Here is a 17,740-nt window from a genome sequence, read left to right as displayed (position 1 = left end):
TTGAAAGACGAGTACCTGCACCAAATTAGTTTAAAAACTATCAAAAAAACAGCATTGCTGCCCGATAAATAGAAAATGACGGAAAACGAAGAAATAGAACAGCTGAAGCTACAAGTTGAAAAACTTAAAGCTAAAGCCAAAAAGAACAAGGAGTTAAGACCCGACCGGGGGATTGAAACCATGTTTCGTACTACCTCGAGAAATCACTTGCAGCTCAGTGCTATTGCCGATAACAAGGCCAACATTCTGATCTCGATTAATTCCATTATTCTCTCCATTTTGTTCACGGTTATGTTCCGAAAATTGGAGGAGTATCCTTACTTGGTTATTGCTACGGTTCTGCTTACGGTATTCTGCTTAATTACCATTGTAATTGCCATTTTGGCCACTCGGCCTCATGTAAACCAAGGGATTTTCTCCAAGGAAGACGTTATTCAGAAAAAGAACAACTTGCTCTTCTTTGGCAACTTTCACCAAATGCCGGTAGAGGATTACGAATGGGCCATGAGGGAAGTGATGGCTGATGCCAATTATCTTTATGATAGCCTTATTCGAGACATCTATTACTTAGGAGTAGTTCTGGGAAAAAAATACCGTTACCTAAGAATCGCCTACACGGTTTTTATGATCGGCATTGTGCTTTCAGGATTTGCTTTTATTCTTTCTGAATTATATCTCAAGCCGCTCTATCCGTATTAATTGTCCACTTCAGGATAGTTGAGTCGAATAAACATAGGAATGCCTTCAAATTGCCCTCGAAGAGAGAGAATGGCAGATTTGCGTCTTTCCTGTCTTAGGTAAAACAAGGCGATCCCCCAAATTCCAACTGTAAACACGGCAATTATTATCCAAACCGTATCCCAAGAAAATTGGTCCGGATCATATTCCAAGTGAATGGAAGCAATCCGTTCTTTCAATTCGGCAGGAAGGTCAGATAGTGAACAATCGGTTTGAAATCGTTCGGTCTCCATAGCTAAGCGGCTGATTTGGTCATCATCTATATCGCTTTCTCTCAAACAGCGATCGCATTCGTGAGTTAGGTATTGAGCGAATTTTAGGCAGGTCATCAGATCCATGATGGGTTAGGTGTTGGGCTACTAAGATAGTCTATGACTTAGTATCCTTTTTTCATGGCTTTCCCTAAATTTGAGAAACACCTTAAACTTCAACAGATTTTCTATGAGACTGCATGGGGCCTTTTTCCTATCCATATTCATCTTGCTGCAATCCTGCAAAACCCTGAATTATGACAAGATCGCGGTAAACCGATATCAATATGCTCAAACCGTTAAACCCTTCGACGTACTGGTAGTTCCCGGAACGCCCTATTACCAAGAGGGAATGACTGAAATAATGCTCTATAGACTTCTATGGGCCAAGCATCTGTATGATCGTGGTTTTGCGGACTACATCATTTTTTCAGGAAATGCGGTATATACTCCCTACGTAGAGGGATGCATTATGAAGGAATATGCCTTGCTTCTGGGCATTCCTGCGGACAAGATCATTGTGGAGCCACAAGCCGAAAACTCGGTAGACAACTTGTATTATTCCAATCTTTTGGCCCGTAAAAACGAACTCAAAGACCTGCTTGTAGCCACAGATGCTTTTCAGTCTTTACGCTATTCCCGATTTGAACGGCAAACCAATATTCAATACAACATGGTGCCCATGCAAAAGGATTCCATCAATTTGGATTTTCGCTTTCAAGTAGCCATTAACGACAGTGTATGTTTTCAACCTGGCTGGGTAGATTACAAAAAACGCAAACCCTGGTATGAACGTTTTGCTCGATCTGGGGGTAAATTTCTACCCGACGAAGTGGTTAAGTGATTACGGAGTGCCGCAGTATTGGCTAAGTTTAGAGGCCGCTTCAGCATGATTCATTTGCAGCGCTTTTTGAAGATCGGCACACCCTTGATCTATTTGACCTAAGTAACATTTAATGGTCCCCCTGGAATAGTAGGCGTCTCTCATGTAACTCGTTTTTTGTTCAATGAGCCAGTCATAATCGGGAATGGCCTCTTGGTGCCTGCCCATGGAAACTAAGGTATAAGCTCTGCTGTAGTGAGCTATGTTCAAATTGGGGTTTAACCGAATGGCCTTGTTGTAGTTTTCGAGGGCCAATCCATGATCACCAATTCGATTACTCATCAAACCGGCGTTGAAATAGGCATCGGCATATTCAGGGTCGAGCTGATAACTGTGGTAAAAGCTTTTGTAGGCCTTTTGCAGTTGATTCATGTGAAAATAACACATACCGATGTTGTAGTGCACGAATACTATATCAGGATCGATAGCTAGGGCTCTTTCATAATCTTGAATGGCCAATTCATATTTGTTATACTCCTCCTGAAGCACACGAGCTCTGTTGATGTAAGGGCTTTTGAAATTAGGGTTAATGGACAAAAAGCGATTGTAGATATCTATTTTTTGGTAAGGAGTAGCATTGGGTAACTTCTGAAAGGCCGAAATCCTGAATTGGGTAGTGGGGAGGTCTTCCAATAAAATGACCACGTAATCCGGATTGTCCTCAAAATGGCTAACCGGTACATCGCCCATAAGTCGGTTGCTGTAATGATTTTCCCAAATGATGTAGGATGAATCGGGCGCCTCGTCGATGTTTTGTTGAGTCAACCTTGGAAAACGATCCTGATAGGGATAGATGTCATTGGCCCAAAAGAAGTAGAAGTGATTGGTATAAATGTTCTCGTCTCCAAAAAAGCCATCAGTATACAAGTCGGAAAAGGCTCGAACCATTTCCCGCTCATCGGAATTGTGGCTGTTGGGTGGTTCGGTAAACAGGGTATAGGAAATAGCCACTGCACCCATAAATAAGGCCATTCCATTTCTCCAATTAGACGAAATACTTCGCTTTCTGGAATAGAACATCAGAAATAGGAATACCAGAAGAATAACACCCAAATAAATGGCCCGCAAGTAATCTTTGTCATCCGTAAGGTTGTGGTGAATGAGCATTTCCTGGGAATGGAAGGCCAAGGTTACCAATAGAATAAGGCAAGTGATAAGAAGTATAAAAGCTTGATCTGAAAGAACAAAACGAGTTTTTGAGGTGGCATTGGCAGGCTGGGTTAGCTTCAGCTTCCTTTTTTCAAATTCTTTTTCCACCTTTCGAATCTCGTAGCGAATGGCCTTGCTTTTTCTTTTCCGTCTTGTTCCCTCCAATTGAATTTCTTCAATCCTATTCGCCAGATTTTGACGTTCGTTTTCTTCATCCCATTGGAATTCAGATTCGTCCTCAACAGAACCTCTTTTCTCCGTTGCGGCCGTATACCAAAAATCAAAGCCATAGAGGGCCAGAAGTGTTGCCATAGGGGAGAGTACGACAAGATGCCGGACAAAGCCCGCAGCCTGACCAAGATTTAGTTTCCACGAAAAGAGGACGTAAACACAAAAGCCAAGAATAAACAGGCCTTCCAGTGCAAAAGAGGCCGTTTTCTTACGAATTCGTTGAAACATTCCGATGAATAGGAAATAGAAAACGACTGGTCCAATAACATAGATATAGCGCTGAAAATAGTGACCCAATGTGGTATGTCCATATCGGTTGGAAGAATTCTCCTTTCCCAAAGTTTCATCATACAACCAAAATGCACCGCCTTCAATAAGACTTCCAGCCAAACTCCAACAAGCAATGGGTATTCCCATCATAAACAAGAATTTCCATTGGCGCTCACGAATGAGTACATAGGCCCAGAATACCCAAAGAATCGACATCTCCAACCGGGCCAGGGGAATTAAAGAGCCCACAAGAGCAAACCAAAAGAACCTCTTTTCATAATAGAACCAAAGACTAAAACATAAAATAGCCGTGGCCAGGGGTTCCGCCAACGCACTTCTGGAAATGGTAAAGAAAAAGGCTTCAAAAAGTAAAAAAGGCACCACCAACCAGGCCTGTCTGAGTTCCAGTTTTCGAGCAGCTTTATAGAGTGCAAACGCCCCTCCGGCTGAAATAATGGCCATGAGTAATACTCCATGCCTGGAAATCATCATAGGAATAAAAAAGAGCAACACAAATAGCGGCCGATTCCAAACTTCTACAAAATGAACCGGGTCTTCAGCTGCCTGAACGACGTTGTAGTAGCGAGACACACAGTCATCATCCCATGGAGCATGAGTGGTAAAATGCCAAATCAGCGATAACAGCAGATAGAGAGTCAAGAAGCCATAAACAAGGGCATTTTCAGATGGAATAGACGGTGAGGATATGGCTTTTTTCTGATCCATTCGTTTAGGTAATGGGTTGATCTTTATAAATATAAACAAATCCTTTACTCTGACCTGGTTGCCATTCTCAAGCACTCATCCATTAGACGACCTCCCTCTTTAGGGGATGGCATTTACCCCTAAAAGAGGACCGATATACGTTCTAAGAGTGAGTCTTAAAGAGCTGTCTATTAGGAATTTTGGGCAAACATTTAAACTTATTTCTATGCATTACCCTTTTGAATTAAACGCCGTTGCCATCAAGGCGGGATATGAAACTTATTGTAAACCCTATAAAAAATAGAACATGGAAACTGAATTCAATCTTTCTGGCTGGACGCCAGAAGCACCGGACATTAGAGATTTCATTTTAGGAGATCCTGATGAGCAACAAATTAAAGATGACCGTTATACTGAAATGGTCAAACACTACCAAGATGCCGATGTTTTGGATAACGATGGCTTCTTTTCTCAGTTAACCCTGCCGAGCGCGTCTCACATGAAAGCGTTTTGTTCACCCGTTATGAATCAAGGTTCACTGGGATCTTGTACGGCACAGGCAGCTGTGAGTCTTTATGAGTTCATGGAAAACAAAAAACATGGAGAGTTTGTCGACGGCTCCCGTCTGTTTGTCTACAAAACCACTCGGAACCTTATGGGACTTACCGGAGATACGGGTGCTACCAATCGCAGTACTATTGGAGCCCTGGCCATTTTTGGCATGCCTCCCGAGACTTATTGGCCCTATCGAATTGGTCAGTTTGATGTGGAACCCTCTGCGTTTTGTTATTCTTTCGGACAGAGTTTTCAAGCGTTGCGCTATGCTCGTATCGATCACTCCAACCGCCAGGGAGCTCGACTACTCAGTGCCGTTAAAACCATGGTTAACTTTAAGATTCCAATGGTATTTGGCTTTTCTGTTTATCGTTCTATTAGTCGCTCGAGAACAACTGGGAAGGTTCCATTTCCACACGCTCGAGATCGTCGTCGAGGTGGACATGCGGTTCTTGCCGTAGGTTACGATGACAACATCGAGATCGACAACGGGCATGGCATGATTTCCAAAGGAGCCATTTTGTTTCAAAACTCCTGGGGAACCGGTTGGGGAGATGACGGTTTTGGCTGGTTGCCATACGACTATGTTCTCAAGGGGCTTACCCGAGATTGGTGGACCATGTACCAAATGGAATATATGGACCTCAGAACCATTGGGGCTCGTGTTTAAACCATAAATGAAAGAGGAAATCAGCAAGAAGTCTAAGGCTTGTTGATTTCCTTGATCTTTATTCAAAAGAACTGTAACATGGGAAATTCTGATTTAATGTCATTTCACCAAAGTTTTCAAGACAAGGTGGAAAACTTAAGTAAAGCTGTGTCCTCTGATCGGCCGCGAGGTAAAAATGCGGCAGAGGATATGTTAAGGTTATTTCAAACGACCAATCCAGCGATTCTGCACCAATACACTGCCTTATTGGGAAGTATAGCCAGTCGACAGCTGGTTCAAAGCCTGAACAAAAAAGACAATCGCGTAGATATTCATTCTATAGAAGATCTTGCCTTCTGGGACAATAAATACCAAATGGGCAACTATACTTTCAGGCGCAAACCCAGAGAGGTCATCCAAAAGATTATGAAACAATCCTTACAGGTTTGTGCCGTTATGCGTGCACCCAAACATGACAGAAACGGCCAGTCTCATTTGATGCTTCCCTCCACTAATCTCGAACAACGTTATGATCGACAGGGTGGTGGCAAACGAGTTATTTGCCGTCAGGAACGCTTTGCCGATCAACCCAGTTTTAAATGCGCTACTGGGGTGCTAATTGGAAAAAGAACCATTCTAACGGCTGGCCATCTATTTTATAATAATGGAAAACGGCTGAAGGATAAGGATATTCTGAATGATTATCGGTTTGTATTCAACTACCGGCATACAAACGAAAATAGAAGTTTGCACACAGAGGCTAAAACTCGCTACCATAAGGCAGAGGAAGTTTTTTGGGCCAAGGAAGTTCGACTTATCCGTTACAACTTTACCCAGGACTTTGCCCTGATTGAATTATACAAAGATGTACCTTGGTATGATCTCAAAACCATCAATCGACACGCTCCAGCCGCCCAAAAAGGACAACCCTTGTACATGCTTGGTCATGGATTGGGCCTGCCCATGAAATACTCCGACGAAGCCAAGGTTCAGCGCATGCTTACTAAAGACTTATACGAATCGAACCTCGATGCATTTCAAGGAGATTCCGGTGCGCCCGTATTTTCAGCCAGAAACTTTCATTTAACTGGAATTCTGGTTGGTGGGCAGCGCGACTTTACGCAATATACCGAAGTGGGGTGCGTGATTTCCAGAGACCCTAACAACCCTGCTAATAGCTTTAGAAAAAAGGCCATTGAAAAGGTTCAGCGCATGGATGCGATAAATGAAGAAATCAAAAAATTGAAGATCGAAATTAATTAGTTATGGCAAGTTTTGAAAAATATCTTCGACCACATGGGTACATTACCCAGGAATCTTCTTCAGCTTTGATGAATTTGCAGGTCATAGTACCATTAGATCCGGCTAAGAAGTACAATTATGACGCTAAAATTGTTTTTCCGACCTCTCCGGAAATCCGAAGAATCATTTACTTGGAATTGGTAGAGGATCCCCAGGGACTCACTGAAAACAGAGTGGTTTTCTCAGACGATTACTCCAAAAACTCTTCCCATGAATTGGAAGTTCAAATCATCGTCCGTACAAAAGAAGCGGGCAATTCTGAATGGGAGGATCAGCATTATGTGATCTTAAACTACGATGACATGGATGACCAGCCGATCAGTTCTTTGTCTCCTCATTGCTACCTGACCAAAATTCAATCCGAAACTCACCATCACATCAGTGTGATGATTTGGGATGACACCAAGCAGGAATCGGTTCAATTGACCTTGGCTAATACCTCTGAAGATCTCTATGAATACGACGCAGACATTACCTTAAGCACCCCAGGAAGTTCAGGAGACTATGCCCATGATCAATTGGAGGAGACCATTGGAACCAATGATTCAGAAGAAGATGATAAAGTGGTTATTACCAGTATTCATGATGGCAATCCCAAGGGTAAGGGAAAACTAAGAGAAGCAAACTCCGACGTTAAACCCACTTCCTGGTTTTTTATGGAAGAATCCGATTGGAAATCATCCTTACCCTTTAAGGGCTGCGCTACTCACTGATTGATCCGATTTTTATAATTTGGGTGGATGAAGCGAAAGCTGTCAGCCACCCTTATTATACTCTTGGTTTTTCTTCAGGCTTATGCCTTGCAGAAGGATATTCGAGATAGTGTCCTTTCGCTCCAGCACTTCCCCTCACAAATTGATCAACGTGTAGATACCTTAAACGAATGGGCGTGGAAGAGCCGCAATGATGAACCACAAAAAGGGCTCGACTATGCGAATTGGGCCTTGGTCTTATCCGAAAAACACAAATACACCAAAGGATTGGCTGATGCTGAATCCCGGTTGGGGACACTTTCCTTACGGTTTGACCGAGTGGAGGAGGCCTTGAATCACTTTCGCCATTGTGCGAACCTACGCTACCAACAAGGTGATAGTTTGGGAGCAACCAATGTGCGACAGCAAATAGCCCTGTGCTACCGGATGTTGCGAGAGTTTTCAGAAGGCATGAAGGAGTGGGTAGCCGTGCTTACTTATTTGGAAAATCACGGAGATAGTTTGCACCTGGCCCGGGCCTATAATGGATATGGATTGTTTCAGCTTGAAGCTAAAGAATGGGAAATGGCGAAAAACTATTTCCAAAAGGGCCTTGAGATAGCCGAACGTGGAAAATTTCAACCGCATTTAGCTGAACTGCAAACCAACATGTCTAATTACTACTATTACCGCAATCAATTAGACAGTGCCATTTACTTTCTGGAATTGGCAAGTGCATACTGGCATGAGGAAGGCAGCCTTCAAAAGGAAGCTATGCATGCGATCAATAAGGGGAATGTATATCAGGAACTTGGCGATTTGGGAAACGCAGAACGTCAATTTCGGATCGCATTGAGCAATTACCAAAAGCTTGAATTACCCGGAGCTCAAATGGAAACCTGGTTCAATCTTGGCCGCAATTATGAACTAAAGAAGCAAATGGATTCCGCAAAATCTTGTTTTGAGCAAGCGATAGAACTGGCCGAAGCCAATAACCTGGCCTGGCTCATTCGGGAATTGTTGCCTCAAATTGCCGAATTCTATCACCAACAAAATGAATCTGAATATGCCTTTGAGCTTATGAGGCGCTATACCGAGGTACGCGATTCTCTATTTACGTTAGAAAAAAATCAACAAAAGGCCGAATTAGAATCGGAGTTTGAATTGCAAAAGAGCAGGAAGGACCTCGAATTGGCTGCTCAAAGAAATGCCCAACAGAGGAAGGAAAACCACCTCATGGCGCTTATTGGTGCATCCTTGGGGCTTTTGCTCCTAATTTCAGGAATAGCATTTTGGCTGTTTTATCAAAGGCAACAAACCCGTATCCGATTGGATGAAGAACGACTCCTCAAAAAAGATCAGGAGATTTCACTCAATGGGGCCCGGGCCATGCTCAATGGGCAAGAAAAGGAACGTAAACGAATGGCTTCTGAACTCCACGATAGTTTGGGAAACTTGCTGGCGACACTGCGCCTCCAATACGACCGATTGCATGACCGATTGGAAAAACATCCTCAAATGCCGGATGAAGTATTGACCAAAATGGATTACCTCCTCGATGAAACTACCTCCGAGGTGAGGCGCATCTCTCACAATATGCAATCGGGAGTGCTCAATCAATTTGGATTTGTTAAAGCGGTTGAAAACCTCTGTGATGCTTTAGAATCATCGGGGAAAATTAAGGTTCAATTGATCACTGCGGGTTGGGAAAAACCGCTGGAAAAAAACTTGGAGACTTCGCTGTTTCGAATTATTCAAGAATTGACTACCAATGTGATCAAACATGCCCAGGCCAGTTTCATCAAGCTTACCTTGATTCAAAAAGAGAAGGAAGTGATTCTGGAGATCAAGGACAATGGAAAAGGATTTGACCAAGACGATCCGGAAAGTGGAATCGGATTAACCAATATTCGCTCAAGAACACAAGTGTTAAATGGAACACTAACCCTTAAAAGTGAACCTGGAAATGGGGTAGAGGTACGCCTTAGAATTCCCCTAAAACAAGTGAAAAACGATGAATGATAGGATTCAAATAGTCCTGGTGGACGATCACCAGGTTTTTAGGGAAGGCCTTAAGGCACTGCTGGAGGAAGAGAAGGATCTAAACTGCATCGGTGAGGCCTCAGATTCCAAATCCCTTTTTAGGTTACTCAATCGGGTGAGTCCGAATTTGATACTTCTTGATATTCAGTTACCCGGTGAAAATGGGCTGGAAATCGCTCGCAAATTGAAAGAAAAGCATCCTCATATCCGAATTCTCATCTTGTCTACTCATCCCGAAAGTGAGTTTATTCAAACCGCCTTAAACTCTGGGCACATGGCTATGTCCTCAAAACTGCTGGCAGCAAAATCCTAAAATTGGCCGTAAGAGAAGTGGCAGAAGGAAAAGTATTCATGTCGCCAGAGGCTGCCGAATCACTGCTTCATAGGCTTAACACTCCTTCCGAAACGGAACAATCTTCCCGCTACTCACTAACCGAAAGGGAACTGGATGTTCTTCAAGAAATATGCAAGGGCAAAACAACCGCTGAAATTGCAGAATCACTTTTCATATCCGAACATACCGTTAAAACACATCGAAAAAAACTAATCGCCAAGCTCCCCGTAAACAACGCCACCGGCCTAGTCCGGTTTGCAATAGACAACGGTCTGTGTTAAAGCCGAAAGAAGGCAAAACCACAGAAGTAAAAGGCTTTTCATTTTACAAGTCAGCCAAACAACTTTGTTATTGCAGTGTTAAAATGCGGTAGCGCGTTAAAACATTCGGTACTTTTATAGGTTTGAAAAAAGATTGTAGAGCATGAAACCGTTTATCCTTATTCTTACCACCCTCACGTTAACCTTTGGAAGTTTGACTGCCTCATCGCAGGCCGCTCCTAATAATGAAGAATCCTTGCATTGGTATGTGAAGCTTGAAGAGGCCCAGGCTGAATCTAAAAAGACGGATAAGCCCATTTTTGCTTTCTTCACTGGAAGTGACTGGTGCGGATGGTGCATGAAGCTGCAGGCAAATGTGTTTAGAAAACCTGCCTTTGTTGCATGGGCCAACGAAAATGTGATTCTACTCGAATTGGATTACCCAAGAAGAAAGCAGCTTCCGCCAGAATTGGCCGCTCAAAACAGAGAGCTCAAAAACTTTTTTCAGCCACGTGGTTTTCCTACCATCTGGATTTTTGATATGAGCTACAACGAAGAAGCGAAGTCTTACCAAATTACTCCTTTTGGCAACTTGGGTTATCCAAGCGGCAGTCAACCCGGTCAAGAAGAGGTGAAGTTCATTCAAACGGCTAATCAAATTTTGGCCAACAAAGACAAGATGCAGCAGCAACAACAGCCTGCTGCGAATTAAGCCTAACAAACGATATTTCTTTTTTACCCTCCATATCGGAGGATTATTTTTGATTCTCAAGTAGTTAAAATTTGGAGTTAAACGACTCTTCCTTTTCTACTCCGTTGTGGAGGTTTACTGTGAATCCATTCATTCCATACCAGCCGTTATTTCCTAATTTTGCCGAAGCATTCAAACATTTTTCCTATGAGCATGAAAGAAATACTCCAACAGCGTTTTAGTTACCTTTTCGAGCAAGAGCTGCTCAATGATATGGATGCCTGTGGCACCTATAAAGAGGTAAAACGCGATGAAGTATTAATCGACATAGGAGATTACCTCAAAAATATGCCCATCATGCTAGAAGGAGCCATCAAAATCCTCAAGGCAGATGATGATGGTAATGAGGTGTTGTTGTATTATTTAGAACCGGGAGACACTTGTGCGATGACCCTCACTTGCTGCGTAAATCACAAGAAGAGCAACATCAAGGCCGTGGCTGAAACGGAGGTTAAATTGCTCGTGGTACCTACCAGCAAAATGGAGGAGTGGTTGACGTATAAATCTTGGCGCGATTTTGTATTTGAAAGCTACAACAACCGTTTAAACGAAATGCTCGAAGCCATCGACGACCTGGCCTTTCTAAACCTTCAAGAGCGCCTGACCAAATACCTGAAGAATAGTGTAATGATCAACTCTACAGCCGAGTTATCATTAACCCATCAGAAAATTGCTTACGAGCTAAACACCAGTCGGGTTGTCGTATCCAGATTACTTAAAAAACTGGAAAAAGAAGGTGAAATCAAACTTCACCGCAACAAGGTAGAGGTATTGCATTTCTAAGTAATACTGGGCCCTCCGGCCACTTGTGTAACCTAAGTAGCTGATAAAGCCAGCTGAGTTTTGTCCATTTGCATCTGAATTCGGGAACATTCTCCATTTATTTCAGATCAGATGAAAGTACTTATGCTTACTAAGTTCTCTGAGACCGATTCGTACGTGAATCAGTTTGCAGAGCGTATCCATGAAAAAGAACCCCTGGAAGTAGAATTACTCCACGTGGTTAGTTCCTATTCCGAAGTGCCTTTAAAGGACGACGGCTCCATTACCGATTATTGTTCTGATATCGATTTATCCCAGCTATACGCCCAACAGGCGAAGGCTCGAGAAAAGTCTCAAGCCTATTCTAAGAGCCCGGTGATAAAGAAGGTTTCTGTGCTGATCGGTCAGTTGGATAAGATTGTGGCTTACAAGCTCCGAAACGAAAACTTTGACGCTCTATTTATGGGTGCTCATCCAACTAAGTTCTATGAGGACTTCTTCATCAATACCACTTTGGAAAGGATGATTAAATCGGTTGACATTCCAGTATTGAGCCTGAAATGTGATCGTTCGGGTGATCATACCATTGAGCGAATAGGCCTATTTGATGATTTCGAAGAAGACCATTCCAAGAATGTGCGCCAGGTTCGAATAATGGCCGATGCCTTCGGAGCGGAGGTTCATCTTTACAAGATTATGCATGGTTCTGGTGGAGCGGATGCTGAAACCTATCGGAAGCGGATGGAAAAGTTTGCCCAGGATAATGAACTCAAACGAGTAGTGCTTCATGTGCTCAACGAGAGTGGAAGTGACGAAAGCAAATTGACCCAGCATCTTTTGGAGGATAACCTTCAGATGATTGTGGTTTCTGAGCTGCACCGTGATTCCCTTTCCTGGATTTACCCCAAAGATTTAAAAACCGCAGTGGCTAATCACGTTTTTGCGCCACTCTTTATTTACTAATTATTCGCATCACATGGATTTTATTTTGAATCCCTGGCCCTGGTATGTCTCGGGCCCATTGATCACGCTGGTCATGTTTCTTTTGATCTACGAGGGAAAAAACTTTGGTATGTCATCCAATCTTCGAACGGTATGTTCGATGGGTGGAGCAGGGGCCGTCGCCGATTTTTTCAAGTTTGACTGGAAGTCTCAGCGCTGGAACCTTATGGTTGTTTTGGGAGCCATGGTTGGAGGCTTTCTGGCCCACACTTTCTTAACTCCTGATCAAACCATCGATCTAAATCCTACCACCATTGAATCCCTGCGGGAACTCGGATTCAATACACCAGGCAGTCAATATGTGCCAGCTGAGCTTTACGGATGGGACGCCGTATTGAGCTTAAAAGGCTTTTTGATTTTGGCCATCGGTGGACTATTGGTTGGTTTTGGTGCTCGCTACGCTGGTGGATGTACTTCAGGACACGCCATTAGCGGACTGAGTAACCTCCAGTGGCCTTCGTTGGTAGCTGTTATTGGCTTCTTCGTAGGCGGCCTTATAATGACCCATTTATTGTTACCTGTAATCCTTTAATCAAAGAACTCTTATCGCATCACAATGAGATATTTAAGATATACACTAATAGGCGTTCTTTTCGGAGTGATCATGTTTAAATCTCAGGCCGTGTCCTGGTTTCGAATCTATGAGATGTTCCGTTTCGAATCGTTTCACATGTACGGTATTATCGGCACGGCAGTCAGCTTGGGAATGCTGATTGTGTTTCTGATCAAAAAATCGAACCTCAAGAGCGTATCGGGCATTCCGATCTCTTTTGCTCCTAAAAACAAAAGCATCCCACGTTACCTTTTTGGAGGAATCATCTTTGGACTGGGTTGGGCTCTGGCAGGAGCTTGTCCAGGGCCGATGTATGTTTTGGTTGGGGCTGGAGCATTAAGCATTTTGATTGTTATCGCCTTTGCCTTATTGGGGACCCTTCTTTATGGCATAATCAAAAACCGATTACCCCATTAAGATGAATCGATTTCTTCCCATACTATCCTGGATCAAGGGTTACGGAAAGGCCCAGTTTCAGGGCGATTTACCGGCGGGGTTAACCGTAGGTATCATGCTCATCCCACAAGGGATGGCCTATGCTATGATTGCCGGATTACCGCCCGTTTACGGACTGTATGCCGCATTGATTCCTCAAATTATCTACGCCATACTGGGTACTTCTCGCCAGCTGGCCGTGGGACCTGTGGCTATGGATTCTCTTTTGGTGGCGAGCGGATTGACCGTTATTGCCGCAGCAGGTTCTGAAAACTACATTCTCTTGGCCATTACTCTGGCTTTTATGATGGGAGTCCTTCAATTGGCCATGGGATTGTTTAAGCTCGGCTTCCTGGTTAATTTTCTATCCAAGCCTGTGATTAGCGGATTTACTTCTGCGGCTGCCCTCATAATTGGTTTAAATCAATTGAAGCACCTGTTGGGAGCCGATATTGAACGAAACAACCAGATTCATCTCTTACTATATGACGCGATTCTGAAATTGGACCAGATCCATTGGCTAACCCTGGTTATCGGATTGGGGGCATCGCTGTGATTAAGCTCACCAAAAAATATGCACCAAAAGTCCCAGCAGCTTTATTGGTCGTTATTCTGGGAACCGTGTCCGTTAGTTTCTTGAATCTTACCGAAGTAGGAGTGGGGATTGTAGGGGAGATTCCTACAGGCTTTCCCGTTTTTAGCATGCCTTTGCTCGACACCGAGCATTTATCCGAGCTCATTCCCATTGCCATGACTTTAGCGCTTATCGCCTTTATGGAGGCCATTTCAGTGGCTAAAGCGGTGGAACAAAAACATACCGAATACAAAGTGGATGCAAACCAAGAGCTCATTGCCTTAGGCACATCCAATATTGTAGGATCCTTTTTTCAATCCTATCCTACCACTGGTGGTTTTTCGCGAACTGCGGTCAATGACCAAGCTGGTGCTAAAACAGGAGTTGCGGCTGTTATTAGTGCGGTGGTGGTAGGATTGACTTTGTTATTCTTTACCCCCTTATTTTACTACTTGCCTAAGGCGATTCTCGCTTCCATTATTATGGTGGCTGTTTTTGGATTGATTGATTTTAAGTATCCAGTATCTCTCTGGAAAACCCGAAAGGATGAATTCGGTCTTTTGATTTTTACCTTTCTGATCACCCTTACCGTGGGCATTAAAGAAGGGATCTTATTAGGTGTGCTGGTGTCTCTGGTTTTATTGGTCTATCGCACCGTAAAGCCTCACTTTGCGGTATTGGGGAAAATGCCTGGAAGTCCACTTTACAAAAACATTGATCGTTTTGAAGAAGTAGAGCAGGACCCTCGTTTCCTTATCATGCGATTCGATTCGCAACTCTATTTCGCCAATGCCAACTACTTCAAAGAAAATCTGCTCGAAAAAGCCCGACATAAAGGAGATGATCTTCAAGCGGTATTAATTGATGCTGGTACCATTAACTACATTGATTCTACCTCTTTAGAAATGCTGAAGCAGTTGGTCAAAGACCTTAGAGCACAAAACCAAAGGTTGATCATGACCGGAGCCATTGGCCCGGTGAGAGATATATTCGCCCATTCCGGAATGTATGACTTAGACGGATTCCAAACCTTTAGGAATCTTCCAGAGGCCCTGGAAAATCTAAAGCATTCTGATCTTCCACCCATTTCATTAGAAACCGCATAAACCCCATGAAATGGAAAATAACACACAAACAACAGAGGAGAAGCTCGTTCTGAAAATGACCGGCAAGGTGATTGCCTTGGTCAAGATTATCGTTATTCTGGCGGCCGGAAACCTGGCTTTGCTCGCCTATTTCAGTCAGCAAGTTACACTGGAATCAGAACCGGAACCAGGGTCTGATAAGAAAATGACGAGCCAAACTCCTAATAAAAAAGAAAGTCCGTTTCCTGCTTTTGATGCCAATTTTTCGATTGATGGCTTGGGGCATAACGGAGCAGATGCATTAATCCGATATGGACACGATATCGTAATGAATACGAGTTCATTCATTGGTCCAGCAAATCCCGATCCAACGAAGGTTTATGCAGGCAACAATCTGTCTTGCAAAAACTGCCATTTGGATGGAGGAACAAAACCACATGCCGCTCCTTTTGTGGGAATAGCCAATCGCTATCCCAAATACATGAGTCGAGAAGACCAGGTGGCTGACTTGCATCAGCGAGTTAATGGCTGTATGGAGCGGAGTATGAATGGACGGAAATTTCCGCCTGAAAGTAAAGAGTTAAAAGCCATAGTAGCCTATATGGAGTGGCTGAGCAAGGATGTTCCTTCCACTGTTTCGGTCCAGGGCCGTGGATTTGCCGAAGTAAAAATTCCCAACCGTAAAGTGGACCTTCATAAGGGTAAGGATCTATTTGCCCAGAAGTGTGCTTCTTGCCATGGTTCAGAGGGCCAGGGAGTTTCCTCCGGTGAGAACCAATACAGTTTTCCACCTCTTGCCGGTGATGACACCTACAACAATGGGGCAGGAATGCATCGGGTGCTAACGGCAGCTCGGTTCCTAAAGGCTAACATGCCACTCGGGGCTACTTCAGAGAATCCCATCTTATCGGATGAAGAAGCTTATGACTTAGCGGGTTATATCAACAGCTTAAAGCACCCCAAAAAGAGTGGACTTGAAAAAGACTTTCCTGATTTGAAGCAAAAGCCGGTATCCACGCCCTATGGCCCATTTCCGGATCATTTTAGCCAGGAGCAGCACCAATATGGTCCTTTTCCAGAAATCATGGCCTACCATGAAAAGAACTTTAACCTGAAGAAATCCAAATGACACGATTCCGCCATCTCATTCTGTTTGTTTTCCTAATCAATGGTTTTACTGCTTGGTCGCAAAAGGACTCTTTATACCATTCGGTGATCGGGGGTAAAGCCTCAGGCTATTGGAGAACCTTCTTTATGGCTACCGACAATGAGGGAGACTTAAAGGATTGGAATGCCTTGGCCACAGGTGGTAAGCTCAAATATGAAACGTCTTCATTTTATGGATTCAAAATTGGTGCTGCCGTGCATCACAGTTCCAACCTTAAAATTAGCGACATCACAGCCACGGATCCAACAACAGGGCGCTACAGCAGGTATGAATCGGGCTTGTTTGATGTGAACGATTTAAGCCGGACGGAAATCACCTTACTGGGAGAGGCCTATTTATCCTATCGCCTCAAAGGACATTTTGTTCAGGTGGGGCGATTTCAATTAAAAACGCCTTTTCTAAATCCAGAAGATGGTCGAATGATTCCTACGCTTGAACAGGGGATTTGGTATGATTACCAATCCAAAAAGAAAACACTTTTCGCTCGGCTGGCCTGGATTACCCATATCGGAGCCCGAAGCACTTCAGATTTTATGCCTGTAGGGCAAAGCATAGGAAGTTACCCGCAAGGAAGAAACCCGGATGGCAGTTTGGCTCAGTACCGAAATTCCCTGTCGTCCATGGGTCTGGGTATCGCTTCTATCGAATACAAAGGCAAAAAAGTGGGCGCCAAATTCTGGAATTACTACGTCGATAATATTTACAACACCGCATTTATCCAGGCTTATGTGTCCAAGGAAGTGGCTAAAGTGAAACACACCGTTTCGGCACAGTACCTGAATCAATCCAAAATGAATCAGGGCGGTAATTCTGATCCGGCTAAGGCCTATGTTCACGATGCCCAAGCCAACGTGATTGGAGCCCAATATGAATTGAAATGGAACAAAAAATGGAGAGTCTCGGGTAATTACAATTACGTAACCAATGATGGCCGGTTCCTTTTTCCTAGAGAATGGGGTAGAGAGTTCTTGTTTGTGTTTCAAAAAAGAGAACGCTTAGAAGGCGTATCCAATACCCATGCCTGGATGGTGGATGTACAACGAACATTAACCTTCAAAAAAGCAGGGGCCCTGGTGGCTAAAATCGGATATGGGCAGTATTACCGTCCTGATGCGTTGAACTTCGATAACAACAAGTACGCCTTTCCCGCCAACGACCAACTCAACCTGGATCTATTTTACTTTACCCGATCGGATAAAAAAGGATTGGTCATCGAATGGCTTACTACCTGGAAACGGGCTCTGGGCGATACCTATGACAATCCAAAGCTTGTATTAAACAAGGTGAATATGTTCAATCACAACTTGGTGGTGAACTACCGTTTTTAAGAGGCATTACCTTTCTTTGC

The 17,740-nt window shown here is 43.7% G+C and carries 17 protein-coding genes and 1 pseudogene; 16 read left to right on the top strand and 2 right to left on the bottom strand.

Annotated elements, in window-relative coordinates; all coding sequences use genetic code 11:
- Positions 1–75: 75 nt before the first annotated feature.
- Positions 76–699 carry a hypothetical protein gene (locus tag KFE98_18005; GenBank protein UTW61885.1) on the top strand — a complete coding sequence of 208 codons (624 nt, stop codon included), beginning with the start codon at positions 76–78 and terminating at the stop codon, positions 697–699.
- On the opposite strand, the gene KFE98_18000 is transcribed toward KFE98_18005, so the two are convergent.
- Positions 696–1,076: a hypothetical protein gene (locus KFE98_18000; protein ID UTW61884.1), complete on the bottom strand. Its 381-nt coding sequence runs from the start codon at positions 1,074–1,076 to the stop codon at positions 696–698. The genes KFE98_18005 and KFE98_18000 overlap by 4 nt on opposite strands.
- 103 nt (positions 1,077–1,179) lie before the next feature.
- On the opposite strand from KFE98_18000, the gene KFE98_17995 reads away from it, so the two are divergent.
- On the top strand, positions 1,180–1,833 hold the full coding sequence (locus KFE98_17995) for a YdcF family protein (GenBank protein UTW61883.1): 654 nt from the start codon (positions 1,180–1,182) through the stop codon (positions 1,831–1,833).
- On the opposite strand, the gene KFE98_17990 is transcribed toward KFE98_17995, so the two are convergent.
- Positions 1,834–4,248 (bottom strand): tetratricopeptide repeat protein, encoded by a 2,415-nt coding sequence (locus tag KFE98_17990; protein UTW61882.1) that lies wholly within the window; start codon positions 4,246–4,248, stop codon positions 1,834–1,836.
- Between the two features lie 286 nt (positions 4,249–4,534).
- On the opposite strand from KFE98_17990, the gene KFE98_17985 reads away from it, so the two are divergent.
- From KFE98_17985 to KFE98_17920, 14 genes and pseudogenes are all read left to right on the top strand, one after another.
- On the top strand, positions 4,535–5,452 hold the full coding sequence (locus KFE98_17985; GenBank protein UTW61881.1) for a C1 family peptidase: 918 nt from the start codon (positions 4,535–4,537) through the stop codon (positions 5,450–5,452).
- 189 nt (positions 5,453–5,641) lie between these two features.
- Entirely contained in the window at positions 5,642–6,694 is a 1,053-nt protein-coding gene (locus KFE98_17980) for a trypsin-like serine protease (protein ID UTW61880.1), read from the top strand.
- Positions 6,695–6,696: 2 nt separating this feature from the next.
- Positions 6,697–7,446 (top strand): hypothetical protein, encoded by a 750-nt coding sequence (locus KFE98_17975; GenBank protein ID UTW61879.1) that lies wholly within the window; start codon positions 6,697–6,699, stop codon positions 7,444–7,446.
- 27 nt (positions 7,447–7,473) lie between these two features.
- On the top strand, positions 7,474–9,447 hold the full coding sequence (locus KFE98_17970) for a tetratricopeptide repeat protein (protein ID UTW61878.1): 1,974 nt from the start codon (positions 7,474–7,476) through the stop codon (positions 9,445–9,447).
- Positions 9,440–9,781 (top strand): response regulator transcription factor, encoded by a 342-nt coding sequence (locus KFE98_17965; GenBank protein ID UTW61877.1) that lies wholly within the window; start codon positions 9,440–9,442, stop codon positions 9,779–9,781. Before KFE98_17970 ends, KFE98_17965 begins: the two co-directional genes overlap by 8 nt.
- Positions 9,782–9,783: 2 nt before the next feature.
- On the top strand, positions 9,784–10,083 hold the full coding sequence (locus KFE98_17960) for a response regulator transcription factor (protein UTW61876.1): 300 nt from the start codon (positions 9,784–9,786) through the stop codon (positions 10,081–10,083).
- Positions 10,084–10,225: 142 nt separating this feature from the next.
- Positions 10,226–10,774, top strand: coding sequence for a thioredoxin family protein (locus KFE98_17955; GenBank protein UTW61875.1), 549 nt, complete (start codon positions 10,226–10,228; stop codon positions 10,772–10,774).
- A gap of 192 nt (positions 10,775–10,966) precedes the next feature.
- Entirely contained in the window at positions 10,967–11,596 is a 630-nt protein-coding gene (locus KFE98_17950) for a Crp/Fnr family transcriptional regulator (protein ID UTW61874.1), read from the top strand.
- A 111-nt stretch (positions 11,597–11,707) separates the two neighbouring features.
- Positions 11,708–12,538, top strand: coding sequence for a universal stress protein (locus tag KFE98_17945; GenBank protein ID UTW61873.1), 831 nt, complete (start codon positions 11,708–11,710; stop codon positions 12,536–12,538).
- 13 nt (positions 12,539–12,551) lie between these two features.
- Complete coding sequence (locus KFE98_17940; protein ID UTW61872.1) at positions 12,552–13,109, top strand: YeeE/YedE family protein; 558 nt, start codon at positions 12,552–12,554, stop codon at positions 13,107–13,109.
- A 24-nt stretch (positions 13,110–13,133) separates the two neighbouring features.
- Complete coding sequence (locus tag KFE98_17935) at positions 13,134–13,547, top strand: YeeE/YedE family protein (protein ID UTW61871.1); 414 nt, start codon at positions 13,134–13,136, stop codon at positions 13,545–13,547.
- A 1-nt stretch (position 13,548) separates the two neighbouring features.
- Positions 13,549–15,245: pseudogene (locus tag KFE98_17930) on the top strand (solute carrier family 26 protein).
- A gap of 10 nt (positions 15,246–15,255) precedes the next feature.
- Positions 15,256–16,353 (top strand): c-type cytochrome, encoded by a 1,098-nt coding sequence (locus tag KFE98_17925; protein UTW61870.1) that lies wholly within the window; start codon positions 15,256–15,258, stop codon positions 16,351–16,353.
- Entirely contained in the window at positions 16,350–17,720 is a 1,371-nt protein-coding gene (locus KFE98_17920; protein ID UTW61869.1) for a hypothetical protein, read from the top strand. The genes KFE98_17925 and KFE98_17920 overlap by 4 nt, the downstream gene beginning before the upstream one ends.
- The last annotated feature ends 20 nt before the right edge of the window (positions 17,721–17,740 follow it).

This window comes from bacterium SCSIO 12741 (assembly GCA_024398055.1).
In the GTDB taxonomy this organism is placed as follows: Bacteria; Bacteroidota; Bacteroidia; order Flavobacteriales_G; family Salibacteraceae; genus SCSIO-12741.
Note: the sequence above shows the minus strand (reverse complement) of the source record. Positions and strands in the feature narration are given on the sequence as shown.